Consider the following 23540-nt stretch of genomic DNA (forward strand, 5'->3'; position numbering starts at 1 on the left):
ATGGCACCACGGAAGACAGCGAACAGACGGGCCTTCTTGCGTGGCGCGGCGACTGCTGGACTAGGGGCGATGGCGGCTCGTAGCGCTGCCGCGCAATCGCCCGACCCCTTGATCGTTGAGCCGCAACCCTGGGCGCAGGGCTTGGGCGATGGGGTCGATGTCACGCGCTACGGTCTGCCAATCCGGTTCGAGCAAGACGTGGTACGGCGCAATGTGCCTTGGTTGACGGCGGATACCATCAGTTCGATCAACTTCACCCCGATCCACGCGCTGGACGGTACGATCACCCCGCAGGGCTGCGCCTTTGAGCGGCATCACTCGGGCGCGATCGAACTGTCGAAACAGGATTACCGCCTGATGGTGAACGGGCTGGTGGACCGCCCGCTGGTGTTCACCTACGCCGATCTGGAACGTTTCCCGCGCGAAAATCACGTATATTTCTGCGAATGTGCGGCCAATTCGGGAATGGAATGGGCGGGCGCGCAGTTGAACGGGGCGCAGTTCACCCATGGCATGATCCATAATATGGAATACACCGGCGTGCCCCTGCGGTTGCTGCTGGAGGAAGCCGGCTATGACCCCGCGGGCAAATGGGTCTATGTCGAGGGCGCCGATGCTTCGTCGAACGGGCGGTCGATCCCGATGGAGAAGGCGCTCGACGATGTGCTTGTCGCGTTCAAAGCGACTGGCGAGGCGCTGCGCAAGGAACACGGCTACCCCGTGCGGCTGGTCGTGCCGGGGTGGGAGGGCAACCTCTGGGTCAAATGGCTCCGCCGGATAGAGGTCACGGACGCGGCCGTCGAAAGCCGCGAGGAAACGTCGAAATACACCGATACGCTGGCCGATGGCTCCAGCCGCAAATGGACGTGGGCGATGGACGCAAAATCCGTCATCACCGCACCAAGCCCGCAATCGCCGGTGCCCCATGGGGCGGGGCCTTTGGTGATCACCGGGCTGGCATGGTCGGGGCGCGGTGCGATCACCCGCGTGGATGTATCGACCGATGGTGGCGCAAGCTGGCAAACCGCGCGACTGGCCCAAAAGGGCACGCCGATGGCGCTCACCCGCTTTTACCTCGATGTGCAGTGGGACGGCACAGAGATGCTGCTGCAATCGCGTGCGATGGATGACACGGGCTATGTCCAGCCGACCAAAACGCAACTGCGCGCGGTGCGGGGGCTAAACTCTGTCTACCACAACAACGGCATCCAGACATGGTGGTTGCACGCGGACGGGAGCGTTGAAAATGTCGAAGTTTCTTAACACCATTGCTACATGCGTCATCGCCACGGCCACGGCTTTGCCCTTGGCGGCGGCCCCCTTCGGTCTAGGCCGCGCCGCGCTGCCGGAAGAGATCGCGGCCTGGGATGTGGACGTGCTGCCCGATGGGCGCGGTCTGCCCGAGGGGCAGGGCGATGTGCTGACGGGCGAAGCGATCTTTACCAAAAAATGCGCCGCCTGCCACGGGGACTTTGCCGAAGGCCGCGGGAACTGGCCTGCGCTCGCGGGTGGGCAGGACACGCTGGCGGATGCTGATCCGGTCAAGACGGTCGGGTCCTATTGGCCGCATCTGTCGACAAGCTTTGACTATATCCGCCGATCCATGCCCTATGGCGATGCGGGAACGCTGACGGCGGATGAGGTCTATGCCATCGTGGCGTATATCCTGTATTCCAACGATCTGGTGGCAGAGGAATTTACCCTGTCCAAAGACAACTTCGCCACGGTCCGGATGCCCAATGCCGACGGTTTCCTTCGCGATGACCGCGACACTACGGAATTGCCGGGCTGGCAGATCGATCCGTGTATGGAGGACTGCAAGGAAAGCGTGAAAGTCACCATGCGCGCGCTGTCACTGGATGTGACACCCAAGGACGCCGCCCCCGCGACTGTGCCGCAACAAACGCCCGTTGCTAATGTCGAGCCAGCGTCAGAGCCTGCTGCCGACCCTGCCTTGCTCGCCGATGGAGAGTTGGTGTTCCGTAAATGCAAAGCCTGCCATCAGCTAGGCAAACGCGCCAAAAACCGCGCGGGCCCGGTCCTGAACGGGATCGTCGGTGCGCCTGCCGGTGGGGTCGAGGGGTTCAAATACTCGCGCGCCCTGATGGCGCAGGCAGAGGATGGGCTGATCTGGACACCCCAGACGCTGGACGCTTTTCTGGCATCACCGCGCAGCTTCATGAAGGGCACCAAGATGGGGTTTTCCGGCTTGAAAAGCGATGCCGAGATCAAGGCGGTGATCGCCTATCTTAACAGCTTTCCGGCCCCGTGACGGTGCGCATGATTGGCGACGCGCGGCGAGGGTGATAGGATAGGCCCGCGCCCGTTTGTGAAAGGACCAAGGATGAGACCGTTACAGATTGCCGCAGCACTGTGCCTTTGTGCCGCGCCGCTCGCCGCTCAGGATCAGGCCGTGACCTACGCCTATGACGGGAGCTTTGACGATGCGACCTTCGCGGTCGAGAACGCGATTGTCGGCAAGGGGCTGGTGATCGACCACGTCAGCCACACGGGCGAGATGCTGGCCCGTACCGCCAGCGATGTCGGCAGCGATGTCGAGATCTTTCGCGCGGCAGATGTGTTTCTGTTCTGCTCTGCCGTGGTGTCGCGCAAGGTGATGGAGGTGGACCCGATGAACATCGCCCATTGTCCCTACAGCATCTTTGTCACCGACATTGATGGCGCGGTCTCTGTCGGGTATCCGACCTACCCCGAGGGCCCCATGCAAGAGGTGCAGGCTCTGCTGGACGAGATCACGCAAAGCGCGCTGGACGGGTTTTGAATGCTGCCGCTGTTGCGTAGAAAAGGCGGCAGGCACAGGACGCTTTGTCGCGGCGGCTGTGGCGGTCCGGCAGCACAATCCGCTTCCTTGATAAAAAATTCCATAGTATGAATATGTTCGACTCGACGACGGGGCGCAGGCTTCAGATGTCGGGCGAAAAAAGCGCAAACGGAGCAGGTGACCATGACTGAATACCCCGTGAATATGGATGTCGCCCCCGATGTCTCGGGCCACTTTGATCCGGTGACCAATACGATCAGCTATATCGTGCGGGATCCGAGCTCCAACGCCTGTGCGATCATCGATTCCGTGATGGATATCGACTATGCCGCCGGACGGATCACCTATGACCACGCGGACAAGCTCATCGCCGAGGTCGAAGCGCAGGGGCTCGCGCTGGAGTGGATCATCGAGACACACGTCCACGCCGACCACCTGTCTGCCGCGCCCTATATCCAGCAAAAGTTGGGCGGCAAGATCGGCGTCGGAGAGCAGATCATGACCGTGCAGGACACTTTCGGGAAAGTGTTCAACGAGGGGACAGAATTCCAGCGCGACGGGTCGCAGTTCGACGCCTTGTTCAAGGATGGCGATCGCTACCGTGTCGGGGGCATGGAATGTTTTGCTATCTACACCCCCGGTCACACGCCCGCATGCATGGTGCATGTCATGGGCAACGCTGCCTTCACGGGCGATACACTGTTCATGCCCGACGGCGGCTCTGCCCGCGCGGATTTCCCCGGTGGCGACGCCGGAGAGCTGTATGACAGCATCCAGAAGGTCTTGTCGCTGCCGGACGACATGCGCCTGTTTATGTGCCATGACTACGGGCCCAATGGGCGCGATATCCAGTGGGAAACCACCGTGGGCGAAGAGAAGGCGCATAACATCCATGTGGGCGGCGGCAAAACGCGCGAGGAATTCATCGCCTTTCGCACTGAACGCGACGCGCAGCTGTCGATGCCGAAGCTGATCATCCCGTCGCTTCAGGTCAACATGCGCGCCGGGCATATGCCGCGTGACAAAGACGGGAACCTGATGCTCAAGGTGCCGGTGAACGGGTTGTAATCGGGTGCGTATCCCTGCCGCTGCCCGCCGCTATCTGCCCGTCCTCGACTGGGGGCGCGACTATGACAAGGCGGCCTTGTCCAATGATCTGATCGCGGCGGTGATCGTCACCATCATGTTGATCCCGCAATCGCTGGCCTATGCGCTGCTGGCGGGGCTGCCGCCCGAAGCGGGGCTCTATGCATCGATCGCACCGATCCTGCTTTATGCCGTCTTTGGCACCAGTCGCGCGTTGGCGGTGGGGCCGGTGGCGGTGGTGTCGCTGATGACAGCCGCCGCCTTGGGCAATATCGCCGATCAGGGCACGATGGGCTATGCCGTCGCCGCGTTGACGCTGGCCTTGCTGTCTGGGGTGATGCTGCTGGTGATGGGCGTTTTCAAGCTGGGGTTTCTGGCGAATTTCCTGTCCCACCCTGTGATCTCGGGCTTTATCACCGCCTCTGGCGTGATCATCGCCGCCAGCCAGATCAAGCATATTCTGGGCATCGATGCCTCTGGCGGCAATCTGGCAGAGCTGCTGATGTCGATCTGGGCCAATCTGGGCACGGTGAACGGGACGACGGTGGTGATTGGTGTGTCCGCTACGCTGTTTCTGTTCTGGGTGCGCAAGGGGCTGAAACCTTTCCTGCGCGCGCGCGGCGTGGGGCCGCGGGCGGCGGATGTGGCGACCAAGGCGGGGCCCGTGGCGGCGGTGGTTGTCACCACATTGGCGGTCTGGGCCTTTGATCTCGCGGGGCAGGGCGTCAAGATCGTGGGGGCCGTGCCGCAAAGCCTGCCACCGCTGACCCTACCGGACCTGTCGTTCGATCTGATGGGCAGCCTGCTGCTGCCGGCCTTTCTGATCTCTGTCATCGGGTTTGTTGAATCCATCTCTGTCGCGCAAACGCTTGCCGCGAAACGGCGTCAGCGGATCAATCCGGATCAAGAGCTGATCGGTCTGGGGGCGGCCAATATCGGCGCGGCCTTTACGGGGGGCTATCCGGTCACGGGCGGGTTTGCGCGGTCTGTGGTGAATTTTGACGCAGGGGCGCAGACACCGGCGGCGGGGGCCTATACCGCCGTGGGTCTGGCCGTGGCCGCACTGGCGCTGACGCCGCTGGTCTTCTTTCTGCCGCAAGCGACCTTGGCCGCGACGATCATCGTGGCCGTGCTGACACTGGTGGATTTCTCGATCCTGAAAAAGGCATGGGGCTATTCCAAATCCGATTTCGCTGCCGTGCTGTCCACCATGCTGATCACCTTGGGCAGCGGGGTCGAATTGGGGGTGACCTGCGGGGTGGTGCTGTCGATCTTTCTGCATCTCTATAAAACCACGAAACCGCATATTGCCGAAGTCGGGCTGGTCCCGGGCACCGAACACTTCCGCAATATCAACCGCCACGAGGTAGAGACCTGCCCCACAGTGCTGACCCTGCGCATCGACGAGAGCCTGTATTTCGCCAATGCGCGGTTCCTGGAGGATTGCATCTACGACCGGCTGGCGGGCAACACCTGTCTGCGCCATGTCGTGCTGATGTGCTCTGCCATCAACGAGATCGACTTTAGCGCGCTGGAATTGCTTGAAGCGATCAACGCAAGGCTGCGCGACATGGGGATCAAACTGCACCTGTCCGAGGTCAAAGGCCCTGTCATGGACCGTCTGAAAAAGCAGCATTTCATCTCGGATTTGACAGGCAGCGTGTTCCTGTCCCAGCATGCCGCCTATGTTGCCTTGGGAAAAGCTGCCGCATAGTCACCCATCGTTTGCAAGTTTCTGTTTGATCGTTACAACTGCTGTCAGGGGCTGCGGAACGGCGTTCCGCAGCGGGGAGAGAACTATTTCAGGACAGTGATATGATACCGATCAATCCGCCGGCACCGGCGACGACACCCACGAAAACCATCGTCGAGGTCGTGCGCGACAACGCCAAAGCGCATCCGGAAAAACTTGCGCTGGTCTGTGACGGGCAAACCGTCAGCTGGGGGGCATTCGACCAGCGCATCAACAAGATCGCCAATCTGCTGCTGTCGATGGGGGTGAGCAAGGGCGACAACATCGCGATCATCTCGCCCAATTCCATCCCCTATGCAGAGCTGTTTATGGGCATCTTGCGGGCAGGGGCCTGCGTGACGCCGCTGTCGACGATGGCCTCGCCCGATGCGCTGCAAAAGATGCTGTCCGACTGCGGCGCGCGCGCGATCTTTGTCGCGGCGCAATATCTTGAACTGGTCGATGGCTTTATCGCCGATCTGGAACTGGCGCGCTTTGCCATTGATTTCGACCATCCCGCATTTCAGCCTTATGGCGCTGCGGTTGACGGGGCTTCGGACTCCGACCCCGAAATCCAGATCGAGATGTCGGATGCGTTCAACCTGATCTATTCCTCGGGCACGACCGGCACGCCCAAGGGCATCTTGCACAATCACTGGATGCGGTCGGCGCAGATGGACCGCGTGTCGCCCAACGGCTACGACGATAATGCCCGCACGCTGCTGTCGACGCCGCTGTATTCCAACACAACGATCGTGTCCTTCCTGCCGACGCTTTACGGCGGCTCGACCGTCTATCTGATGCCGAAGTTCGACGCCCGGGGGTACCTCGAGATCGTGCAGCGTGAAAAGATCACCCACACGATGCTGGTGCCGGTACAGTACAAACGCATCATGGATGTGGATGACTTTGACGCCTTCGACCTGTCATCGATGCAGGTGAAATTCTCCACCTCCGCGCCGCTGCGGGCCGAGGTCAAGGCGGATGTGCTGGCGCGCTTCCCCGGCAAGCTGCTTGAATACTACGGTCTGACCGAAGGCGGCGGGGTCACGGTGCTGAATTCTGCCGAACACCCCGACAAGCTGCACACGGTGGGACAACCCGCGCCGGGCAATGAAATCCGCCTGATCGACGAGACCGGTGCAGAGGTTCCCAAGGGCTCCGTGGGCGAAATTTGCGGCCGCGGGCCGACGATGATGGCGGGGTATTTCGGGCGCGATGACCTGACGGCTGACTACATCTGGCGCGACGCAGCGGGCAACGTCTTCTTCCGCTCGGGCGATATGGGCCGTTTCGACGAGGACGGCTTTTTGATCCTGTCGGACCGCAAGAAAGATATGATTATCTCGGGCGGGTTGAACATCTATGCCGACGATCTTGAACTGGTGCTGCTGGCCGACCCCGATGTGACGGATGCCGCCGTGATCGGCGTGCCCTTCTGACGCTTGGGGCGAAACGCCTTACGGGTTGGTGGTGCTGCGCGAGGGGGCGACGCGTTCGGGCGATGATATCTGCGCTGACGCCAACGCCAAACTGGGTAAAAGCCAGCGTCTGTCGGCGGTGGAACTGCGCGACGAGCTGCCGCGCAGCTCTATCGGGAAGATCCTCAAGAAAGAATTGCGCGCGCCCTTCTGGGCGGCGGTGTCTGCGTGAACAAGGAAGATGACATGAGCAACCAAGACGATACAGACCAGATGAACGGGGCCGATAGCCTTGTGCAGACGCTGCTCGATAGTGGGCTTGATACCTGTTTCACCAATCCCGGCACGTCGGAAATGCACTTTGTTGCCGCGCTGGATCACGTGCCCGGCATGCGGTCGATCCTTGTCCTGCAAGAGGGCGTGGCGACGGGGGCGGCGGATGGGTACTACCGTATGGCCGGCAAGCCCGCCTGCACCCTGTTGCACCTTGGGCCAGGGCTCGCCAACGGGTTGTCGAACCTGCACAACGCGAAAAAGGCAGGCTCGGGCGTGGTGAATATTGTCGGCGAACATGCGGTCACCCATATCGAGCTGGACGCGCCGCTGACCTTCTGACATCGAAGGGATCGCGCGGCCCGTGTCCCATTGGGTGCATACATCCATGTCGGCGGCGGATGTGGGCGCGGATGCGGCCCGTGCGGTGCAGGCGGCAAATGTGGCACCGGGGCAGGTGGCGACGCTGATGCTGCCCAGTGACACCGCCTGGAACGAAGGCGGCGCTGTCGCGCCCGCGCGAGAGCCTGCACAGCGCCCTGCCTTTGACGAGGCGGCGTTGGAGGAAGCCGTCGCCGCGCTGTCCGGCCCCGACAGCCTGCTGCTGTTGGGCGGTGCCGCGCTGAGTGCCGAGATGCTTGAGATTGCGGGGCGGATCGCGGCCAAGACGGGCTGCAAACTGCTAAGCGAATGGGCCAATGCGCGGCAGGAACGCGGGGCAGGGCGTGTGGTGGTCAACCGCGTGCCCTATCCCATCGATCAGGCGCTAGAGACGCTGGCCCCGTTCAAGCGCATCGTTCTGCTGGGCGCACGCGCACCCATCGGCTTTTTCGCCTATCCGAACAAGCCCGCGATCCTGACCGCCGAGGGCACACAGATCACCAACCTGTGCACCACTGCGCAGGATATCGCAGGGGCGCTGGAGGCGCTGTGCAGCGGTGTGGGTGCGGCGGACACTCCGCCCGCCCATGTGGCCGAAGCCGCCACCGCCGACAAACCCAGCGGCCCGTTGGAGCCGGGCGGCATCGCGCAAGCCCTAGCGCGCACCATCCCCGAGGATGCGATTGTCATCGACGAGGCGATCACCACAGGCCGCGCGTTCTTCCCCGCAACAGCAGGGGCCCCGAAGCACACTTGGGTGAACAACTGCGGCGGGTCCATCGGCTATGGCATGCCCGTGGCGATTGGGGCGGCCGTGGCCTGCCCTGACCGCAAGGTGATGGCGCTGATCGGAGATGGCAGCGCGATGTACACGGTGCAAGCGCTTTGGACGATGGCCCGCGAGGGGCTGGACATCACCATCGTGATCTTCGCCAACCGCGTCTACAAGATCCTGCGCGGCGAGCTGACCAATGTCGGCGTCAGCAATGCGGGCCCCAAGGCGATGGATATGCTGTCGCTTGACCAGCCGACGCTTGAATTTGCACAGATGGCAAAGTCGATGGGGGTAGAGGCAACACAGGTCACAGATTGCGAAGCGCTTGAGCTCGCGATCGAGACAGGGCTGGCGCACAAAGGTCCGTATCTGATCGAAGCGGTGATGTAGCACCCGCGCCAACCACCCGAACCAAAAAGGCCCCCGATCAGCGCTGATCGGGGGCCTTTTTGTATTTCAGTCATCCGCGTCTGTTAGCGGTCTGCACCACCGTCGCCGTCGGCATCATCGCTGTCCGGCACGTCGTCCGCCTCGATCGGCTTGGACACGGTTTTGGTCTGCGGCAGGCCTGTGTCCTGCGCGGCGGGGCCTTCGATCTTGAACGGCTGGGTGGTGCCGTCCTTGTTCTCGCCCAGCCATATGGTCTGCTGCGGGAAGGGGATCTCGATCCCGCGCTCGTCAAAGACCGTCTTGAGGTATCCGTTATACATACGCCCGATGCCCCATTGCTTGCCGGGATCGGTCTTGATCCGCACACGCAGTACCACGGCGCTGTCACCAAGGGATTGCACGCCGAACCATTCCAGCTCTCCCATGATGCTATTGGCGATGTCTGGTTCGTTTTCCATCATGCGGTCGAAGGCGTCGAACATGGCCTGCTTGGCCTCTTCGACATTCTCGCGGTAGGCGATGCCCATGTCACAGACCGTGTAGGAGAAGCCGCGCATATAGTTGCTGACCACATCAACGGTAGAGAAGGGGATCATGTGGAATGCGCCTTGCACATCGCGCAGCGAGACAGAGCGCACCGACAGCTTTTCGACGGTGCCAGTGGTGCCGCCCACGGTGATCACATCGCCCACGTTGATGACGTTCTCGAACTGGATGAACACACCGGTGATGATGTCTTGCACCATCTTCTGCGCGCCGAAACCAATCGCCAGACCCAAGACCCCGGCAGAAGCGAGCAGTGGCCCGATATCCAGCCCGATCTCGCTCAGCACGAACATCAGCGTGAGGATGATCAGCGTAATGGTCGCCGCATTGCGCAGCAAGGTCAGCAGGGTGGTTTCCCGCGAGGTTGGCACAGCCCCGTATTCTGGGTTCAGTTTGTAGTCGACAAAGGATGTCAGCGCGAGCCAGATGCCGAAGGCCACCGTCAGGATCAACCCGACAGAGATCAGCGCCTTGGTCACTGCCAGCCCGACCTGCCCCTCAAGCCAGCTGCGCATGTCGATCGTGCCGATCACGTCCAACGTAAAGAACAGCACGCAGATCAGCAGGAACAGCCGCAAGGCGCTGAAGGCGCGGGGGACAAAGGTGTTGATGCGACGTTCCAGCAGCGGCAGCTTGGCGTTCACGTCCTCGGGCAGTGAAATGCCGCGGTGCACGGCCTGTGCCAACCAGCCGGACAGCAGGGCGGCGATGATGATCGCGGCAAGGATCTTGCCCGACCCGACAATTGCGTTCAGCGTGACCTCGGCGGGCTGGGTCATAACCACGATGAACATCACCGCGATATAGGCCAGCGCGAACCAGTGCCAGATGCCTGCCAACCCGTGCAGCGTGCGCGCGATAAAGCCGCGCCGCGCCTCTGCGATGGTGGCCGGATCGACACCCTCGGCGGCTTGCGCCTCGCTGGGGTCAGCCTCGCTTTGCAGCCAGCGGGTGACGGCCTTGCGACGGCGCAGCACGATGTAGACAAAATAGAGCAGCACCAGAACCGACAGAAGGGCCGACACGCCAGCGCCCGCGGCCGTGTTGACGCTTTGGTTGACGATTGGCACGACCAGCAGTTGCCCGTAGCCCAGAACACTGACCACGATGCTCAGATAGCGCGTCAGCGCCGCGGCGGCCTTGTCACCGACGGGCACCAGACGCAGACCCGACGCAACCGGCGAGAGGAACGACCGGATGACGACTTTGGTCATTTCGACCAGCAGGAAGGCGTTGAGATACATCGACTGGCGGATGCCGATCTGCCCGACTTCGCCAACAGCGAGGATGGTGATCAGATAACCAGCGGCCCAAGCCACAACAACGATAAAGGCGTCCAGCAGGTTCGACCCCAGAAACAGCCCGATAGAGCGGAAGAGGCCCACATGTTCAGCCGTGCGCCCCATGCGCGCATACAGCCCCCGCGCAAGGTAGCGCAGCACCACAAAGAGCGCGACGGTGATCGCAATGACCGCAAGCAGGCCGGGGATCGCTTCCAGCAATACGGTCAGCTCCGCGCCGCTGAGGCCAGAGAAGACCTTGCCGCCGCGTTCGAACCCGTTCCAGAAAGAGGTGAGCGTGCTGACCGTGTCTTGTCCGATCTGCTGGGTGATCAGGGCGATTTGTCGCCCGACCGATACGCCTTCGGCATCCGCGGCTTCGGTGATCGTTTCAATCGCGGGGTTTTCATCACCCGCAGGGTCGCCCGAGGCATCCAGCGACTTTTCAAGGTCCGCGATCAGCGCGGCGCGCGCGTCGTCGTCTTTGAGCACCTCAAGCAGGGTATCCAGCGGTGCCTTCGCCTCTGCCTCGGGTGTCGTTTCGGTCGTTTCCGTGTCGGAAGACCCGCCACCGGTGAACAGCGATTGCGCCTGCGCCGCGAAAGGGGCGAGCGTCAGGAAGAGTGCCACCACAAGCCCCGTCAGTACGTAGAGCCACCCTTGGGTTGGCATCGCGATCTTTCCGGTTTTTGACATGGGGGCCTCTTTCAACACACTAAATTACACTACGAGATAGGGGAACATTCCCTATTTCCACTGTTTTTCGCTTATGGGCGGTCTTGGACGTAAAGAAAACCCGATGGCAGGGCAAGTCTGCGCATCGGGCGGTCTTTCGGTCATGGCGAGAACGGGCTTGTTTACGCCGTGGAACTGCCGGTGATCACCTCGGCCCGCGGTGCCTCGGCTTTGGTCGGGGCGGGCTGCTTTGGCTGCGGCTGTTTGCGGGCGGCTTCGGCCAGCAGGGCGGCGGCATAGCACACAGCGATGGCGGCCAGCGGCAGGGTCCACGGCAGGGCGGTGACCGTAGGTTCGATATCCATCATGATCTGTCCGGCCAGTGCAAGGATCGTCCCTAGCCCAAAGACCAGCAGGCCGTGGCTGCCCATCAGACGCAAGGGGGCCGCATAGCGGTGCGCGCAGATGCGGGTCACCACGGGAAGGCAAGAAAGCACATAGACCAGCGCGAGGATATGCACCAAGCGCGGCAGCGCGAGCATCGATTTGTTGTGCGTCGTGATGTTGCTGGGCAGGCCAAGCCCGCCAAGCTGCGCCATCTTGTGATTCATGAACGATCCCAGACCAGGCACGTAGCGCCAGGCAAAGATGAACAGCAGCAGACCGAGCGCCAGCTTGAGCAGGATCGGAGAGGTGCGGACCAACCGTTCGTCCTTGCGATGACGCACGCCAATGGCAAGGCCGATGACAAAGATGAACTGCCAGGTAAGCGGGTTGAAGAACCAGCCGCCGCCACCGGGGTGGTTCGGGATGGTCAGTCGGGTGGCTCCTGCATAAAGCCAGAACGCCCCCGCGACGGCCAAGGTCGTGCGCGGCGCGTAAAGTACAGCGGCGATCAGCGCAGGGCCTGCCAGCAGCAAGACGGTATAGGACGGCAGAATATTCACATAGCCGATCTGGTATCCCAGCGTGACCAGCCCCGCCATTGCAGCACCGGTCTGGTCATACAAGAGGGCAAGGTTGTGCATCACACGAAATTCCGAGCGCACAAACGTATCTGCCGCCCAGGCATAAAGACCGATGGCCGCGACCGTCAGCACGATATGCACGATATACAGCTGCCACGCCCGTCGCCACAGCGGGGCCATCGCATCCCAAAGACGCAGCTCGCCCGACATCCAGCGGCCAATGGCGGGGGAATAGGCGATGCCCGCCGCGATGCCCGACATGATAAAGAACGCCTCTGCCGCGTCGGAGAACCCGATATTGCGGATGGTCAGATGCTCCCACGGGTTGCCGGGCATGTGGTCGATGATGATCATGATCAGCGCCAGCCCGCGAAACGCATCGATGCGCGGATCACGCGCGCGGCGCGGCAGGTCGACCCCGCGCCGGATGGGAATAAGCTGGGCGTCAGGCCGGTTGGACGATTGTGTCATGCGACGATCCTTCTGGGGCGGCACCCGATCTCAGGTTGTCGCGATAAGCTGCAATGACGGCGGGCGTGGCCCTTTCTTGCGGCGTGGTAAAGACTTGGCCGGTGCTCTCGTGCGAGGTCACGGCGATCAACAGCGGCGCGATGGACATGGGCAGCGTCACCGGCAAGAGCCAGAAGATCAGGTTCGGCACCCAAAGATAGACGGCAACAGTCACCGCGACCCCGAACAGCGATACCCAACGGCTGGCACGCCAGCTTTCGGCGAGGGTAAGCCGCCCTTCGCCGCGTGCGGTTGCAGGCCAGCCGCCATCCTTGCCCGCAAAGACCTCGGCGACGGCGCGGCTTTGATACATCAGCATGACGGGCGCAATCAGCGCGGTCAGCAGGATTTCAGACAGGACAGAGCCAAGCGCGCGCAGCGACCCGCCAAACCCCTTGGCGCGGCCCGTTGCAGCCGCTTCGCCAAAGATCGCGAGCTTGGGCAGCAACAGCAGCCCACCGATCCCAAAGGCAAGCGCCACGATCTGGAAGGTCTTGTCATCGGGGAAGACGGGGAAAAGCTGATAGGCGTTGGGGAAATAATCAGGGCTGGCATTGGTCGCAGCGGCCAGCAGCGACACGATCAGGAAGGCCCCCCAGGCGACCGATACCAGATAGGCCATGATCCCCTGGACAAAGACGAACCGGCTCCACCCGTGCAGCCCGGGGGCACCGACCAGACGCATGTGTTGCAGATTGCCCTGACACCAGCGGCGATCACGGCGCGCAAAGGCGAGCAGATTGTCGGGGCCTTCCTCGAAGGAACCGGCGATGCGGGGGTCCATCTCGACGCGCCAGCCGCCGCGTACCAGCAGGGCGGCTTCGACATAGTCATGGCTCAGGATGGTGCCGCCGAAAGGGGCGGGGCCGCTGAGTTCTGGCAGGCCGCAGCATTGCGACAGGGCGCGCACACGGGCGATGGCATTATGCCCCCAGAACGGGCCCGCGCGCCCCTGCATACGGGCCAGACCGCGTGCAAAAACCGGCGAATGAAAGCTGGCCGAGAATTGCATCGCGCGGCCAAACAGCGTCCCCGCGCCAAAGATCTTGGGCAGGGTTTGCAGCAGGCCAAGGCTCGGGTCTGCCTCCATCCGTGCGACAAGATGGCGGATCGTGTCGCCCTCCATCAGGCTGTCGGCGTCAAGGATCACGACGTATTCATAGGCCCCGCCGGATTTGCGGATGAAATCCTCGACGTTGCCCGCCTTGCGGCCATATCGGTCAGTACGGTTGCGGTAGTAGACCGGGTTCGCAGGACTTTCATCGCCCAAGAGCGGGGCCAGCGCCGCGCGCTCTGCGATCAGGGCGTCGGGGTCAAAGGTGTCGGACAGAATGGCGAAATCAACGGGCACGTTCGCGGCCTGCATGGATTGGCGCATTGCCATAATGCGCGCGCAAACCTCTGTCGGGTTTTCGTTGCAGATCGGCACAAGGATCGCCGTCGGGGGGAAATCCGCGTTGCTCAGGTCCAAATCCGGAAGGGGATCGAAAGAAGGCACGCCCAAAAACGCCTGCCCCGCCCCCCAGGCCAACCAAGCCGTCGTCAGCGCGATAAGCGCCACGGCGAAGCCGTCCCAGATATCAAATCCGGTATTAAGCCCTGCCTGCGCCAGCGTCGCGGCTGCCGCTGTTGCGCAGAGCAGGGCAAAGCAAATGGAGCCAACGCGGCTGACCCGCGTGGCACCATCGCGTAAATAAGAGGGCATGTCAGGCATTACGCATGAAGATGCGGCTCACCACCTCGAACAGGGAGGGGCGGGCATCATGCTCTAGCACCTGCCGCGGCATATCCAGCGGGGCAGGGCGAGGCGCATAACGGTCAAAGTCGGTCATTTCTTCGGTGGTCGCAGGTGATGTCACAGACGTATTCATTCTTTCAGCCATTGGTATACCCAAGTCTCGGTCAAGCTACGGTCGCCCGCGACCAGATCGGCGCGCAGTTCAACCGTTGCATCAGTTTCGGCGACGACCTCTAGAACCAGTCGCCACATGTGATCGTGGCCGTCGATCTGCTGCAGTACTTGTCCTGCAACTGTGCCGCCGGCGATGTTTACATTGGCTTCAACAACGTTCTCGGCGTTTGGTTCCCCTAAAGTTGCACCTTCGAAGTCGATGACAAACTTTCGGCGATCATTGCGCGGTTTTACGCCCGCGATGCCCCCATTTCCGGCAAGAGTGCGCGATACTTGGGCAAGTGTCGAAGACGCGCCGGGCGGGTTCATCCCCCAGTTCAGACGGTAGGAAATGCTTTTGCTATCCCCCGCCGCGAACCCGTTCTTGTAGGTCCAGAAGGCGACGATATTGTCGTTCCCCTCCAGATCCGACGGGATCTCGATCAAGCGGACCATGCCTTCGCCCCAGTCCCCTTTTGGTTCGACCATCAGCGTCGGGCGCAGCTCGTAGTGGGCTTCGGCGTCCAGATAGTCGTCAAAGGCACGGTGGCGCTGCACAAGGCCAAAGGATTTCGGCGATTGCGCCCCAAAGTATGAATTGGCGAGCTTGGGCGGGTTGTTCAGCACGCGGAACAGCGTGTCTTGGCCGGTGTTGACCACCAGCGCCTCACTGTCGTGGACGCGGGCACGGTAATCGTCAAAGCCACCCTGATCGTTCAGGCCGAACAGATACATCGATGTTAGCGGCGCGACGCCCAGTTGCTGCACGTCCTGACGGAAGAACAGTTCGGTGGTCACATCCATCGTGGTGGTGGCACCGGGGGTCACGGTGAACTTGTAGGCCCCCACGACCGACTGGCTTTCCAGCAGGGCGTAAAAGGTCATCTTCGTCTCGCCGGGTGCGGGACGCTGCAGCCAGAAGGCGCTGAAGCGGGGGAATTCCTCGGGTTCGGAGGTGGCAGTGTTCACCGCAAGCCCGCGCGCGCTCAGGCCATAGCGGTTGCCCGCCCCCAAGGCACGGAAGTAGCTCGCCCCGAGGAAAGACACGATCTCGTCGAACTGCTGCGGATCGTTCAGCGGCGCATTCATGCGAAAGCCCGCGACGCCGGGGAGCTCGGTACCGGTCGGGATCTTTTCAAGCGCTTTGGACTGGTAGATGAAATCATCCGAGGTAAAGCCAAGCGGCTGCGCCTTGTCATTGACGATCTCGTAAAGCGACACGGTGCCGTCAAACAGCCAGCCGGGGTGATAGGCATGTACCACCGCCTGCGCCGCAGGGCCTTTCCAGATCGCGCTGTCCTCGCGGAAGCGGATGTTGCGGTAATCGTCATAGTCCAGCGTGGTAAAAGGCTCGCCCAGTTGCGTCGGCGCGGTGTACTCCTCACCCGCGAGGCTGCGTGCCCGTTCGATCAGAATATCAAAGGAAAAAGGCTCCGCCGTATCACTGGCCTGCGCCCAGGCAGCAGTGTCTTGCAAACCGGTTGCAGCGGCAAAAGCCAAAGCGGCCCCCCCTGCGCGCAATACTGACCGGCGAGACATCGGGCGGGAGCGAGACAAATGATGCATCAAAAATGATTCCTGTTCGTTGCTGCATTGCAGAATTCATATAATTACGCGGGAAGTTCAATAACATGAAGCATGATGCGCAAAATTTTGCTGCACAGTGCGGGGTTTACGCGAAAATTGCGAAATCAGCGCGGCATCATCCGGCAATATTTGCAAAGACATAGCGCCCCTGAGTGCAGGTTTTGTCTAGCCTCTTTGAAATACAGCGGAAAATTGCCGGAAATTACGTTCAATCGCCCTAGAATAAGATTGGTTGGCATCACAGGCCCGCAATGCCACCCTAAAGGGAATCTGTGTGTGTATCAGTAAACAAGAATACAAAAACGAGGACAAAATGGACAATAAAGACCTTCCATCGCTCCCGCTGGCGCTGCTGCCCGTCGTTCTGACGCTTGGCCTTCTGGCGCTGCAACTTTTCTACTATGGCGACTTCACGCCGCATATTCCCCTGATCCTCGGATTGGCCATCACGTCCCTGCTGGGTGTGTTTCGCGGTCAGACGTGGATGGACATCCGCGAAGGCGTGTTCCACGTGATCCACGTGTCGATGCCGTCACTGGCGGTGTTGATCGTGGTCGGCATGATCGTCGGCGTCTGGATCGCGTCGGGCACGGTGCCTACGCTGATCTATTACGGGCTGACCTTGCTGACCCCGTCGATCTTTCTGGCAGCCGCGATGATCCTCTGTGCTGTGGTTTCCCTGTCGTTGGGGACCAGCTGGGGCACAGTCGGCACCATTGGTCTGGCGCTGATGGGGATCGGTGCGGGTTTCGGTATCCCGGCCTATTGGACCGCCGGTGCGGTCGTGTCGGGCGCGTTCTTTGGCGATAAGGTATCGCCGCTGTCGGACACCACGAACCTCGCGCCTGCGGTGACGGGCACGAATGTATTCGACCACATCAAGAACATGCTGCCCACGACCGTCCCTGCGATGATCATCGCACTGGTGATTTATGTGGTCGTCGGCTTTATGCTGATCGAAGAGGGAGCAGGCGACGTCAGCAGCATCAATCAGATCACAACCGGTCTGGAGGAACGTTTTAGCCTCGGGATCATCCCGCTGACGCCGGCCTTGATCGTGATTGTGCTGGCGCTGATGAAAAAGCCGCCGCTGCCGTCGCTGTTTGCCGGTGTGCTGGCCGGAGGACTGGTGGCGATTTTCTGGCAGGGTGCGGGGCTGCATGACGTGTTCGCCTTTGCGCAGTCGGGCTATTCCATCGACACGGGCATCGCCGACATCGACAGCCTGCTGAACGCGGGCGGTATCCAGTCGATGATGTGGACCATTTCGCTGATGTTGATTGCCTTGGGCTTTGGCGGCGCGCTAGAGCGCACCGGCTGTCTGGAGGCGATCATTCTGGCGATCGTCAGCCGCGTGAAAAGCTTTGGCGCGGTACAAAGCTCGGCCATCGGGACGGCCTTTGCGACCAATATGGTTGCTGGTGATCCTTATATCTCTATCGCGCTGCCGGGCCGTATGTACGCGCCCTTGTACCGCGGGATGGGCTATTCGACCCTGAACCTCAGCCGCGCGGTGGAAGAGGGCGGCACGCTGATGAGCCCGCTGATCCCGTGGAACGCCGGTGGTGCCTTTGTGATCTCGGCCCTGGGGCTGGGGGTCATGGACGGTAACCTGACCAACCTGCTGTATATCCCGCTGGCCTTTGCCTGCTGGACGGCACCGCTGATCGGTGTGTTCTATGCGGTGACCGGTCTGTTCTCTCCCAAAGCCACGGACGAAGATCGGGCGGAGTGGGACAAATCCGGCGAAGACATCATGGACCTTGGCGACCATGAGCTCGCCTACGAGCAACCGGCCACGACCTGATCGCGCCTGCACCGACACAGATGAAAGCCGCAGCGCCGATGTGCGCTGCGGCTTTTTTTCATGCCCTCAGGCCTGCGCCTTCAGCCTGTCGCGAAGCGTGTTCTTGACGATCTTGCCATTGGCGTTGCGCGGCAGGGGATCGGGGTCGAATGTCGCGAAATCTGGCGCTTTGTAGTCCGCCATCTTGGTGCGTGCGAAAGCCTTGATCGCATCAAGATCCAGCGCGGTGTCGGTGGTGTGGATGAAAACATGCATCTTCTCCCCCAGCACCGGATCAGGGCAGCCGATGGCGGCACATTCGATCACGGAGGGGTGGGCGGTCAGGGCGTTTTCGACCTCGGCGCTGTAGATGTTATAGCCGCCGCGAATGATCATATCCTTGCGCCGGTCGTGCAGACAGATGAACCCCTCGGCGTCGCGTGACCCCATGTCGCCGCTTTTCCAGTAGCCGTCGTGAAACTCGGAGGCGGTGCGGTCTGGGTTGTCCCAATAGCCGGGCACGGTCATCGCGCCCTTGATCCAAAGCTCCCCATGGGTGCCGTCGGGCACGTCGTTGCCCTGAGGATCGACGATGCGGATGTCGGCGCAGGGCACGGCGATGCCGATGCTATCCGCGCGTTTGGTGCCGAACCCCATAGGCAGGATCGTCACGGCAGAGGTTAGCTCCGTCGCGCCATAGGCGTTCATCAGGCAGAGGTTCGGCAGCTTTTCCGACAGCTCGGTGATGGTGGATTGCGGCATCGGCGCGCCGCCGTAGCCCCCGATCCGCCAGTGTTGCAGGTCGTAGTCATCAACGTTACAGCGCAGTAGGAACAGGTTGTACATCGCTGGCACCATCAGCGTCTGCGTGACCTTTTCATCGGCGGTCAGCGACAGGAATTCATGGGCACCGAAGACCTCCATCATCACGGTGCAGCCTGCGGTTTGCAGCATGGTAAAGACGGTGGCGACCAACCCGGTCACATGGCTTGCGGGCACGCACAGCAGCGACCGTTCACCGGCCCCCAGCTCCATACAAAGCTCGAAGTGCATCGCGGAATGGACGATGTTCAGATGGGTCAGCGTCGCCCCTTTGGGCTGGCCTGTGGTGCCGGAGGTATAGAGGATCACCGCGATGTCATCCTCGTGCAGCGGCACGGCGTCGGTCAGCGGGGTCTGCGCGGGCAGCGTATCAAACGCGTCGGACCCCGCCACTGTGCCGCCAACGCAAAAGCGGTGGGTCAGCCCGGGCAGATCGGTGGGTGCGGGCAGGCGGTCGGCGACATCCATGCCATGCACGGCGATCTTGGCCCCGCATTGACGCAGGATAAACGCCAGCTCTGGCGTGCCTTCGCGGATGTTGATCGGCACGGCAATCGCGCCAAGCCGCAGACAGCCCATCATGGTCGCGATGAACTCCCAGCGGTTCGACAGCAGCAGCGCAACGCGGTCGCCCTTTTCGACCCCACGGGCGCGCAGCCCTGCGGCGATGCGGCCCACGTGCAGGTCAAGCTCGGTATAGGTCAGTCTGGTCTCGCCGCTGACCACGGCCTCTTGATCGGGGGCGCGGGCAAGGGCCGCGGCGAGCATGGCGTTCAGGTCGGCGGGGCGATCCTTGAAGCATTTGATCTCGCGACCGTCAAAATGGGTTTCTGTTTGTATGCGATCCGTGATCGCCTGTGACCAATGTGGCATCTGCGCTCCTCCCGTAGCTTGGGGTAGTCATTGCGCAAACAATCAGGGGCTGCAACGCCCAAGCGCCGTGTTAGCGCCCGCATTATGCCCCACCTGTGGGGGCCGGTTCGCCCTGCGAAACAAGGCGAACCGGGGCGTTTATCCCAGCACGGTTTTTACCGCATCCGCGGTCGCGGCGACGACGGTATCGACCTCGGCACGGGTGATGCAGAAGGGCGGGGCAAAGCCGGTGATGTCGCCTTGGGGCATGGCACGGGCGATCACGCCGCGTTCCAGCATCGCGGCAGAGATCGCGGCCCCCACCTTGGCAGCAGGATCAAGCGGGGTGGCGTCTGCATTGTCGGCCACATACTCAACCGCGCACAGCAGCCCTTCGCCACGGATGTCCCCCACATTCGGATGATCGCCAAGCGCCTCTTTCATCGAGGCGTTCAGATATCCGCCCACCTCGGCCGCGTTGCTGACAAGGTTCAGATCGTCGATGAGCTTGAGGTTCGCGACACCCGCCGCGGCACAGATCGGATGCGCCGAATAGGTCCAGCCGTGACCGATGGGGCCGTTCTCGTCCGTGCCCTGTTCCAGCACCTTCCACATCCGGTCCGATACGATCGACCCCGACAGCGGCGCATAGGCCGAGGTCAGACCCTTGGCGATGGTGATCAGATCGGGTTTCAGCCCATAGTGATCCGACCCGAACATCGTCCCCAGACGGCCAAAGCCGGTCACGACCTCATCCGCGATCAGCAGGATGTCGTGGCGGTTTAACACCTCTTGGATCGCGTCCCAATATCCGGCGGGCGGGGGCACGATGCCGCCGGTCCCCAATACGGGTTCCCCGATAAAGGCTGCGATGGTGTCCGGCCCTTCGGCTTGGATCAGCGCCTCAAGCGCGTTGGCGCATTGCGCGGTGAATTCGGCTTCGGACTGGATGCGGTCCTTGCGACGGTAGTAATAGGGCGCGTCCGTGTGGATCACGGGGTTCATCGGCAGGTCGAATTTATCGTGGAACAGCGACAGGCCGGTCAGCGATCCGGTCATCAGCCCCGACCCGTGGTAGCCGCGCCAGCGCGAGATGATTTTCTTTTTCTGCGGGCGACCAAGGATGTTGTTGTAGTACCAGACGAGCTTGATGTTCGTTTCATTCGCGTCCGAGCCGGACAGACCGAAATAGACCTTGGACATATGCGCCGGTGCGCGGTCCATGATCATCTTTGCCAGCGTGATAGACGTTTCTGTGCCGTGGCCCACATAGGAGTGGTAATAGGCCAGTTGATGCGCCTGTTCGGCGATGGCGTCGGCGACTTCGGTCCGGCCATAGCCTGCGTTCACGCAATAGAGCCCGGCAAAGGCGTCCAGCATCCGGTTGCCATCGCGGTCCTCGATATGGACGCCCGACGCCCCTGTGATCACCCGCGTCGCGGATTCACCCCGCGCATGCTGTGATAAATGCGTAGAGGGATGGAAAAAGTTTTCGCGGTCCCATGTGGCGAGTTGATCATCATTGCGAAGCATAGGTCAGGCTTTCTGTTTAGGAGAGTTTCAGGTGAGTTCGGTGGCCAGCACAGCAAGGCAATCGCCCGGCTGTGCCAGTCCGGGGTGGTGGCGGGCGATCACGATGCCCCCCATCTGGGCGCGGATTTCACGCGGGGGCAGGCCCGTATGCTGGCTGTCCCATAGACGCGCGATCAGGTCGCCTTCGGCCACTGTGTCGCCAAGGGTGACGTTGAAATCGACCAGCCCACCGTGGTTGGTGACGTGAAAACAACGGTCGTCGTCTTGCGACAGCATGCGCGACGGCGCGGTGACGGGCTGGCCTTGCAGGATACCGGCGTGGATCAGCAGATTGCGCACCCCTTTGCGGGCGATCTGCGCGGTTTCAGGCGTGGCAGTGCCGCCGCCGCCCAATTCGGTGGTGACGAATGTCTTGCCCATCACCTCGGCCGCGTCGTCATACATGCCAAGCGCGTCGATCTCGCGCATCTCGACACTGAAAGGCGCGTTGAACGCATCGCGCGCGGCGCGGCAGCGGGCCTGCTGGTCCGCATCCTCCAGCGTGTGACAGGCGGCGAAGGGCAGAAAATCCAGCGTCTTGCCACCCGAATGGAAATCAAGCACGACATCCGCCAGCGGCAGCAGCACCCGTTGAAAGTAGTCAGCCATCTTCTGGGTGGGGGTGCCATCGGGGCGGCCGGGGAAGCTGCGGTTCATGTTCACCCCGTCCAGCGGAGACACCCGCGTCCCCGCCATAAAGGCGGGGTGGTTCATGAAGGGGAGGATGATCACGCGACCCGTGACATCCTTGGCCTGCAAGGTCTGGGCAAGCTCGACCAAGGCCAGCGGCCCTTCGTATTCGTCGCCGTGGTTGCCCCCGGTCAGCAAGGCAGAGGGACCGTCGCCGTTTTTCACTTGGGTCACCGGAATTTGGATCGCCCCCCAAGCGCTGTCATTGCGGCTATAGGGCAGGCGCAGATAGCCGTGCTGCACGCCGTCGCACTCGAAATCGATGGTGGCCGAGATAGGATTGTCCCGCATGGCGCTATTCCTTGATCACAAGCGCACGCGGGGTGGTGCATAGGCATTCGACACCGGTTTGCGTGATGACAATCGGCTCTGTGATCTCGATCCCGCCGTCGTCAAGCCAAAGGGCAGGCATGAAGTGGAAGGTCATGCCGGGTTCCAGCACGGTGGTATCTCCTGCGCGGAACGACATGGTGCGTTCGCCCCAGTCCGGAGGGTAGGACAGGCCGATGGCATACCCGCAGCGGCTGTCTTTCTCGAATCCGCGGTTGCGCAGGGTGGTGTTGAAGGCGCGGGCGATGTCTTCGCAGCGGTTGCCGGGTTTGGCCTGCTCTAGCCCGGCATCAATCGCTTCGAGCACGGCATTCTCTGCATGCAGATACTTCTGCGGAGGCTTGCCCAAGAACAAAGTACGCGACTGCGGACATTGATAGCGTCGGTGCGCGCCCGCGATTTCAAAGAACGTGCCTTCGTTGTTGCGCAGGGGGGCATCGTCCCATGTGATATGCGGCGCGGTGGCATCCAGACCCGAGGGCGTCATGGGCACGCAGGCGGGGTAGTCGCCCCAATGCCCTTCAGCTCCGCTGACGGAGGCGTGATAGATATCCGCGATCAGATCGTTCTTGCGCATCCCGACCTCGGCCTTTTCGCGGATCACCTCGTGCATCCGTTCCACGATCCGCGCAGCGCGGCGCATATATTCAAGCTCGGTCGGGGATTTCACCGCGCGTTGCCAATTCACCAGCGCCGTGGCGTTCTGGATATTGACGCCCGGCAGCCGCGTTTGCAGCGTCAGGAATGCCGAAGCGGTAAAGTAATAGTTGTCCAGCTCGAACCCGATGCGCGCATTCTCTAGCCCGCGGTCCGCGATGAGACGGGCGAGATCCTCCATCGGGTGTTTGTCGGGGTTCTGGACGTAGGTGTCATCGTAGCCGACGATATTGTCATCATCCAGATAGGTGGTGCGCTGGGCACCGGCGCTGTCCATGGCGCGCCCCCACCAGACGGGCTGGCCTTCGTGGGTCAGCAGCACGCCTTGATGCACGTAGAACGACCACCCGTCATAGCCCGCCAACCACGCCATATTGGACGGATCGGTGACAAACAGCGCGTCCAGCCCGCGGTTGGCCATTTCGGCGCGTGTTTTCGCCAGACGTGCTGCATATTCGTGCTGTGTAAAAGAATGGTCGATCATGTGGGGATTCCTGCCAGGGTATTGTGCGAGTTTAGCTTTTTCGCGCTGTG

17 protein-coding genes and 1 pseudogene are annotated in these 23540 nt (G+C 61.8%); 9 read left to right on the top strand and 9 right to left on the bottom strand.

The features are described from left to right. The 8 genes and pseudogenes from soxC to SJY36_RS03755 all read left to right on the top strand — a co-directional run bounded on the left by soxC (position 1) and on the right by SJY36_RS03755 (position 8840). Positions 1 to 1263, top strand: coding sequence for a sulfite dehydrogenase (gene soxC, locus SJY36_RS03720; RefSeq protein WP_386173052.1), 1263 nt, complete (start codon positions 1 to 3; stop codon positions 1261 to 1263). Beyond that, positions 1247 to 2272: a c-type cytochrome gene (locus SJY36_RS03725; RefSeq protein WP_386173054.1), complete on the top strand. Its 1026-nt coding sequence runs from the start codon at positions 1247 to 1249 to the stop codon at positions 2270 to 2272. Before soxC ends, SJY36_RS03725 begins: the two co-directional genes overlap by 17 nt. Positions 2273 to 2344: 72 nt before the next feature. Continuing rightward, positions 2345 to 2782, top strand: coding sequence for a DUF302 domain-containing protein (locus SJY36_RS03730; protein ID WP_317937755.1), 438 nt, complete (start codon positions 2345 to 2347; stop codon positions 2780 to 2782). Between the two features lie 183 nt (positions 2783 to 2965). Further along, complete coding sequence (locus tag SJY36_RS03735) at positions 2966 to 3850, top strand: MBL fold metallo-hydrolase (RefSeq protein ID WP_386173056.1); 885 nt, start codon at positions 2966 to 2968, stop codon at positions 3848 to 3850. 4 nt (positions 3851 to 3854) lie between these two features. Beyond that, entirely contained in the window at positions 3855 to 5582 is a 1728-nt protein-coding gene (locus tag SJY36_RS03740; protein WP_386173058.1) for a SulP family inorganic anion transporter, read from the top strand. Between the two features lie 101 nt (positions 5583 to 5683). After that, positions 5684 to 7042 (top strand): class I adenylate-forming enzyme family protein, encoded by a 1359-nt coding sequence (locus SJY36_RS03745; protein WP_386173060.1) that lies wholly within the window; start codon positions 5684 to 5686, stop codon positions 7040 to 7042. Positions 7043 to 7073: 31 nt separating this feature from the next. Further along, on the top strand, positions 7074 to 7253 hold the full coding sequence (locus tag SJY36_RS03750; protein ID WP_386173062.1) for a hypothetical protein: 180 nt from the start codon (positions 7074 to 7076) through the stop codon (positions 7251 to 7253). A gap of 41 nt (positions 7254 to 7294) precedes the next feature. Continuing rightward, positions 7295 to 8840 (top strand): annotated as a pseudogene (locus SJY36_RS03755) (acetolactate synthase large subunit). Positions 8841 to 8923: 83 nt separating this feature from the next. Here the strand turns inward: SJY36_RS03755 and SJY36_RS03760 are convergent. From SJY36_RS03760 to SJY36_RS03780, 5 genes are all read right to left on the bottom strand, one after another. Next, on the bottom strand, positions 8924 to 11362 hold the full coding sequence (locus SJY36_RS03760) for a mechanosensitive ion channel domain-containing protein (RefSeq protein WP_386173064.1): 2439 nt from the start codon (positions 11360 to 11362) through the stop codon (positions 8924 to 8926). 161 nt (positions 11363 to 11523) lie between these two features. Then, on the bottom strand, positions 11524 to 12780 hold the full coding sequence (locus tag SJY36_RS03765; protein ID WP_386173066.1) for an OpgC family protein: 1257 nt from the start codon (positions 12778 to 12780) through the stop codon (positions 11524 to 11526). Next, positions 12755 to 14533, bottom strand: a complete 1779-nt coding sequence (gene mdoH / locus SJY36_RS03770) for a glucans biosynthesis glucosyltransferase MdoH (protein ID WP_386173068.1) — start codon at positions 14531 to 14533, stop codon at positions 12755 to 12757. Before mdoH ends, SJY36_RS03765 begins: the two co-directional genes overlap by 26 nt. Then, entirely contained in the window at positions 14526 to 14690 is a 165-nt protein-coding gene (locus tag SJY36_RS03775; RefSeq protein WP_162840121.1) for a hypothetical protein, read from the bottom strand. Before SJY36_RS03775 ends, mdoH begins: the two co-directional genes overlap by 8 nt. Further along, on the bottom strand, positions 14687 to 16249 hold the full coding sequence (locus SJY36_RS03780; protein ID WP_386173070.1) for a glucan biosynthesis protein: 1563 nt from the start codon (positions 16247 to 16249) through the stop codon (positions 14687 to 14689). The genes SJY36_RS03775 and SJY36_RS03780 overlap by 4 nt, the downstream gene beginning before the upstream one ends. A gap of 361 nt (positions 16250 to 16610) precedes the next feature. Here SJY36_RS03780 and nhaC point away from each other — a divergent pair, with 361 nt between their 5' ends. After that, positions 16611 to 18104, top strand: a complete 1494-nt coding sequence (gene nhaC / locus SJY36_RS03785) for a Na+/H+ antiporter NhaC (protein WP_039912237.1) — start codon at positions 16611 to 16613, stop codon at positions 18102 to 18104. A 66-nt stretch (positions 18105 to 18170) separates the two neighbouring features. Here the strand turns inward: nhaC and SJY36_RS03790 are convergent, their stop codons facing one another. The 4 genes from SJY36_RS03790 to doeA all read right to left on the bottom strand — a co-directional run bounded on the left by SJY36_RS03790 (position 18171) and on the right by doeA (position 23490). Next, positions 18171 to 19778, bottom strand: coding sequence for a class I adenylate-forming enzyme family protein (locus SJY36_RS03790; protein WP_386173072.1), 1608 nt, complete (start codon positions 19776 to 19778; stop codon positions 18171 to 18173). Between the two features lie 138 nt (positions 19779 to 19916). Next, on the bottom strand, positions 19917 to 21290 hold the full coding sequence (locus SJY36_RS03795; RefSeq protein WP_386173074.1) for an aspartate aminotransferase family protein: 1374 nt from the start codon (positions 21288 to 21290) through the stop codon (positions 19917 to 19919). A 27-nt stretch (positions 21291 to 21317) separates the two neighbouring features. Further along, entirely contained in the window at positions 21318 to 22310 is a 993-nt protein-coding gene (gene doeB, locus SJY36_RS03800; RefSeq protein WP_386173076.1) for a N(2)-acetyl-L-2,4-diaminobutanoate deacetylase DoeB, read from the bottom strand. A gap of 4 nt (positions 22311 to 22314) precedes the next feature. Continuing rightward, positions 22315 to 23490 carry an ectoine hydrolase DoeA gene (gene doeA / locus SJY36_RS03805; RefSeq protein WP_005852001.1) on the bottom strand — a complete coding sequence of 392 codons (1176 nt, stop codon included), beginning with the start codon at positions 23488 to 23490 and terminating at the stop codon, positions 22315 to 22317. Positions 23491 to 23540: the final 50 nt, after the last annotated feature.

Origin of the sequence: Sulfitobacter sp. R86518 (genome assembly GCF_042466275.1) — a bacterium.
In the GTDB taxonomy this organism is placed as follows: Bacteria; Pseudomonadota; Alphaproteobacteria; order Rhodobacterales; family Rhodobacteraceae; genus Sulfitobacter; species Sulfitobacter pontiacus.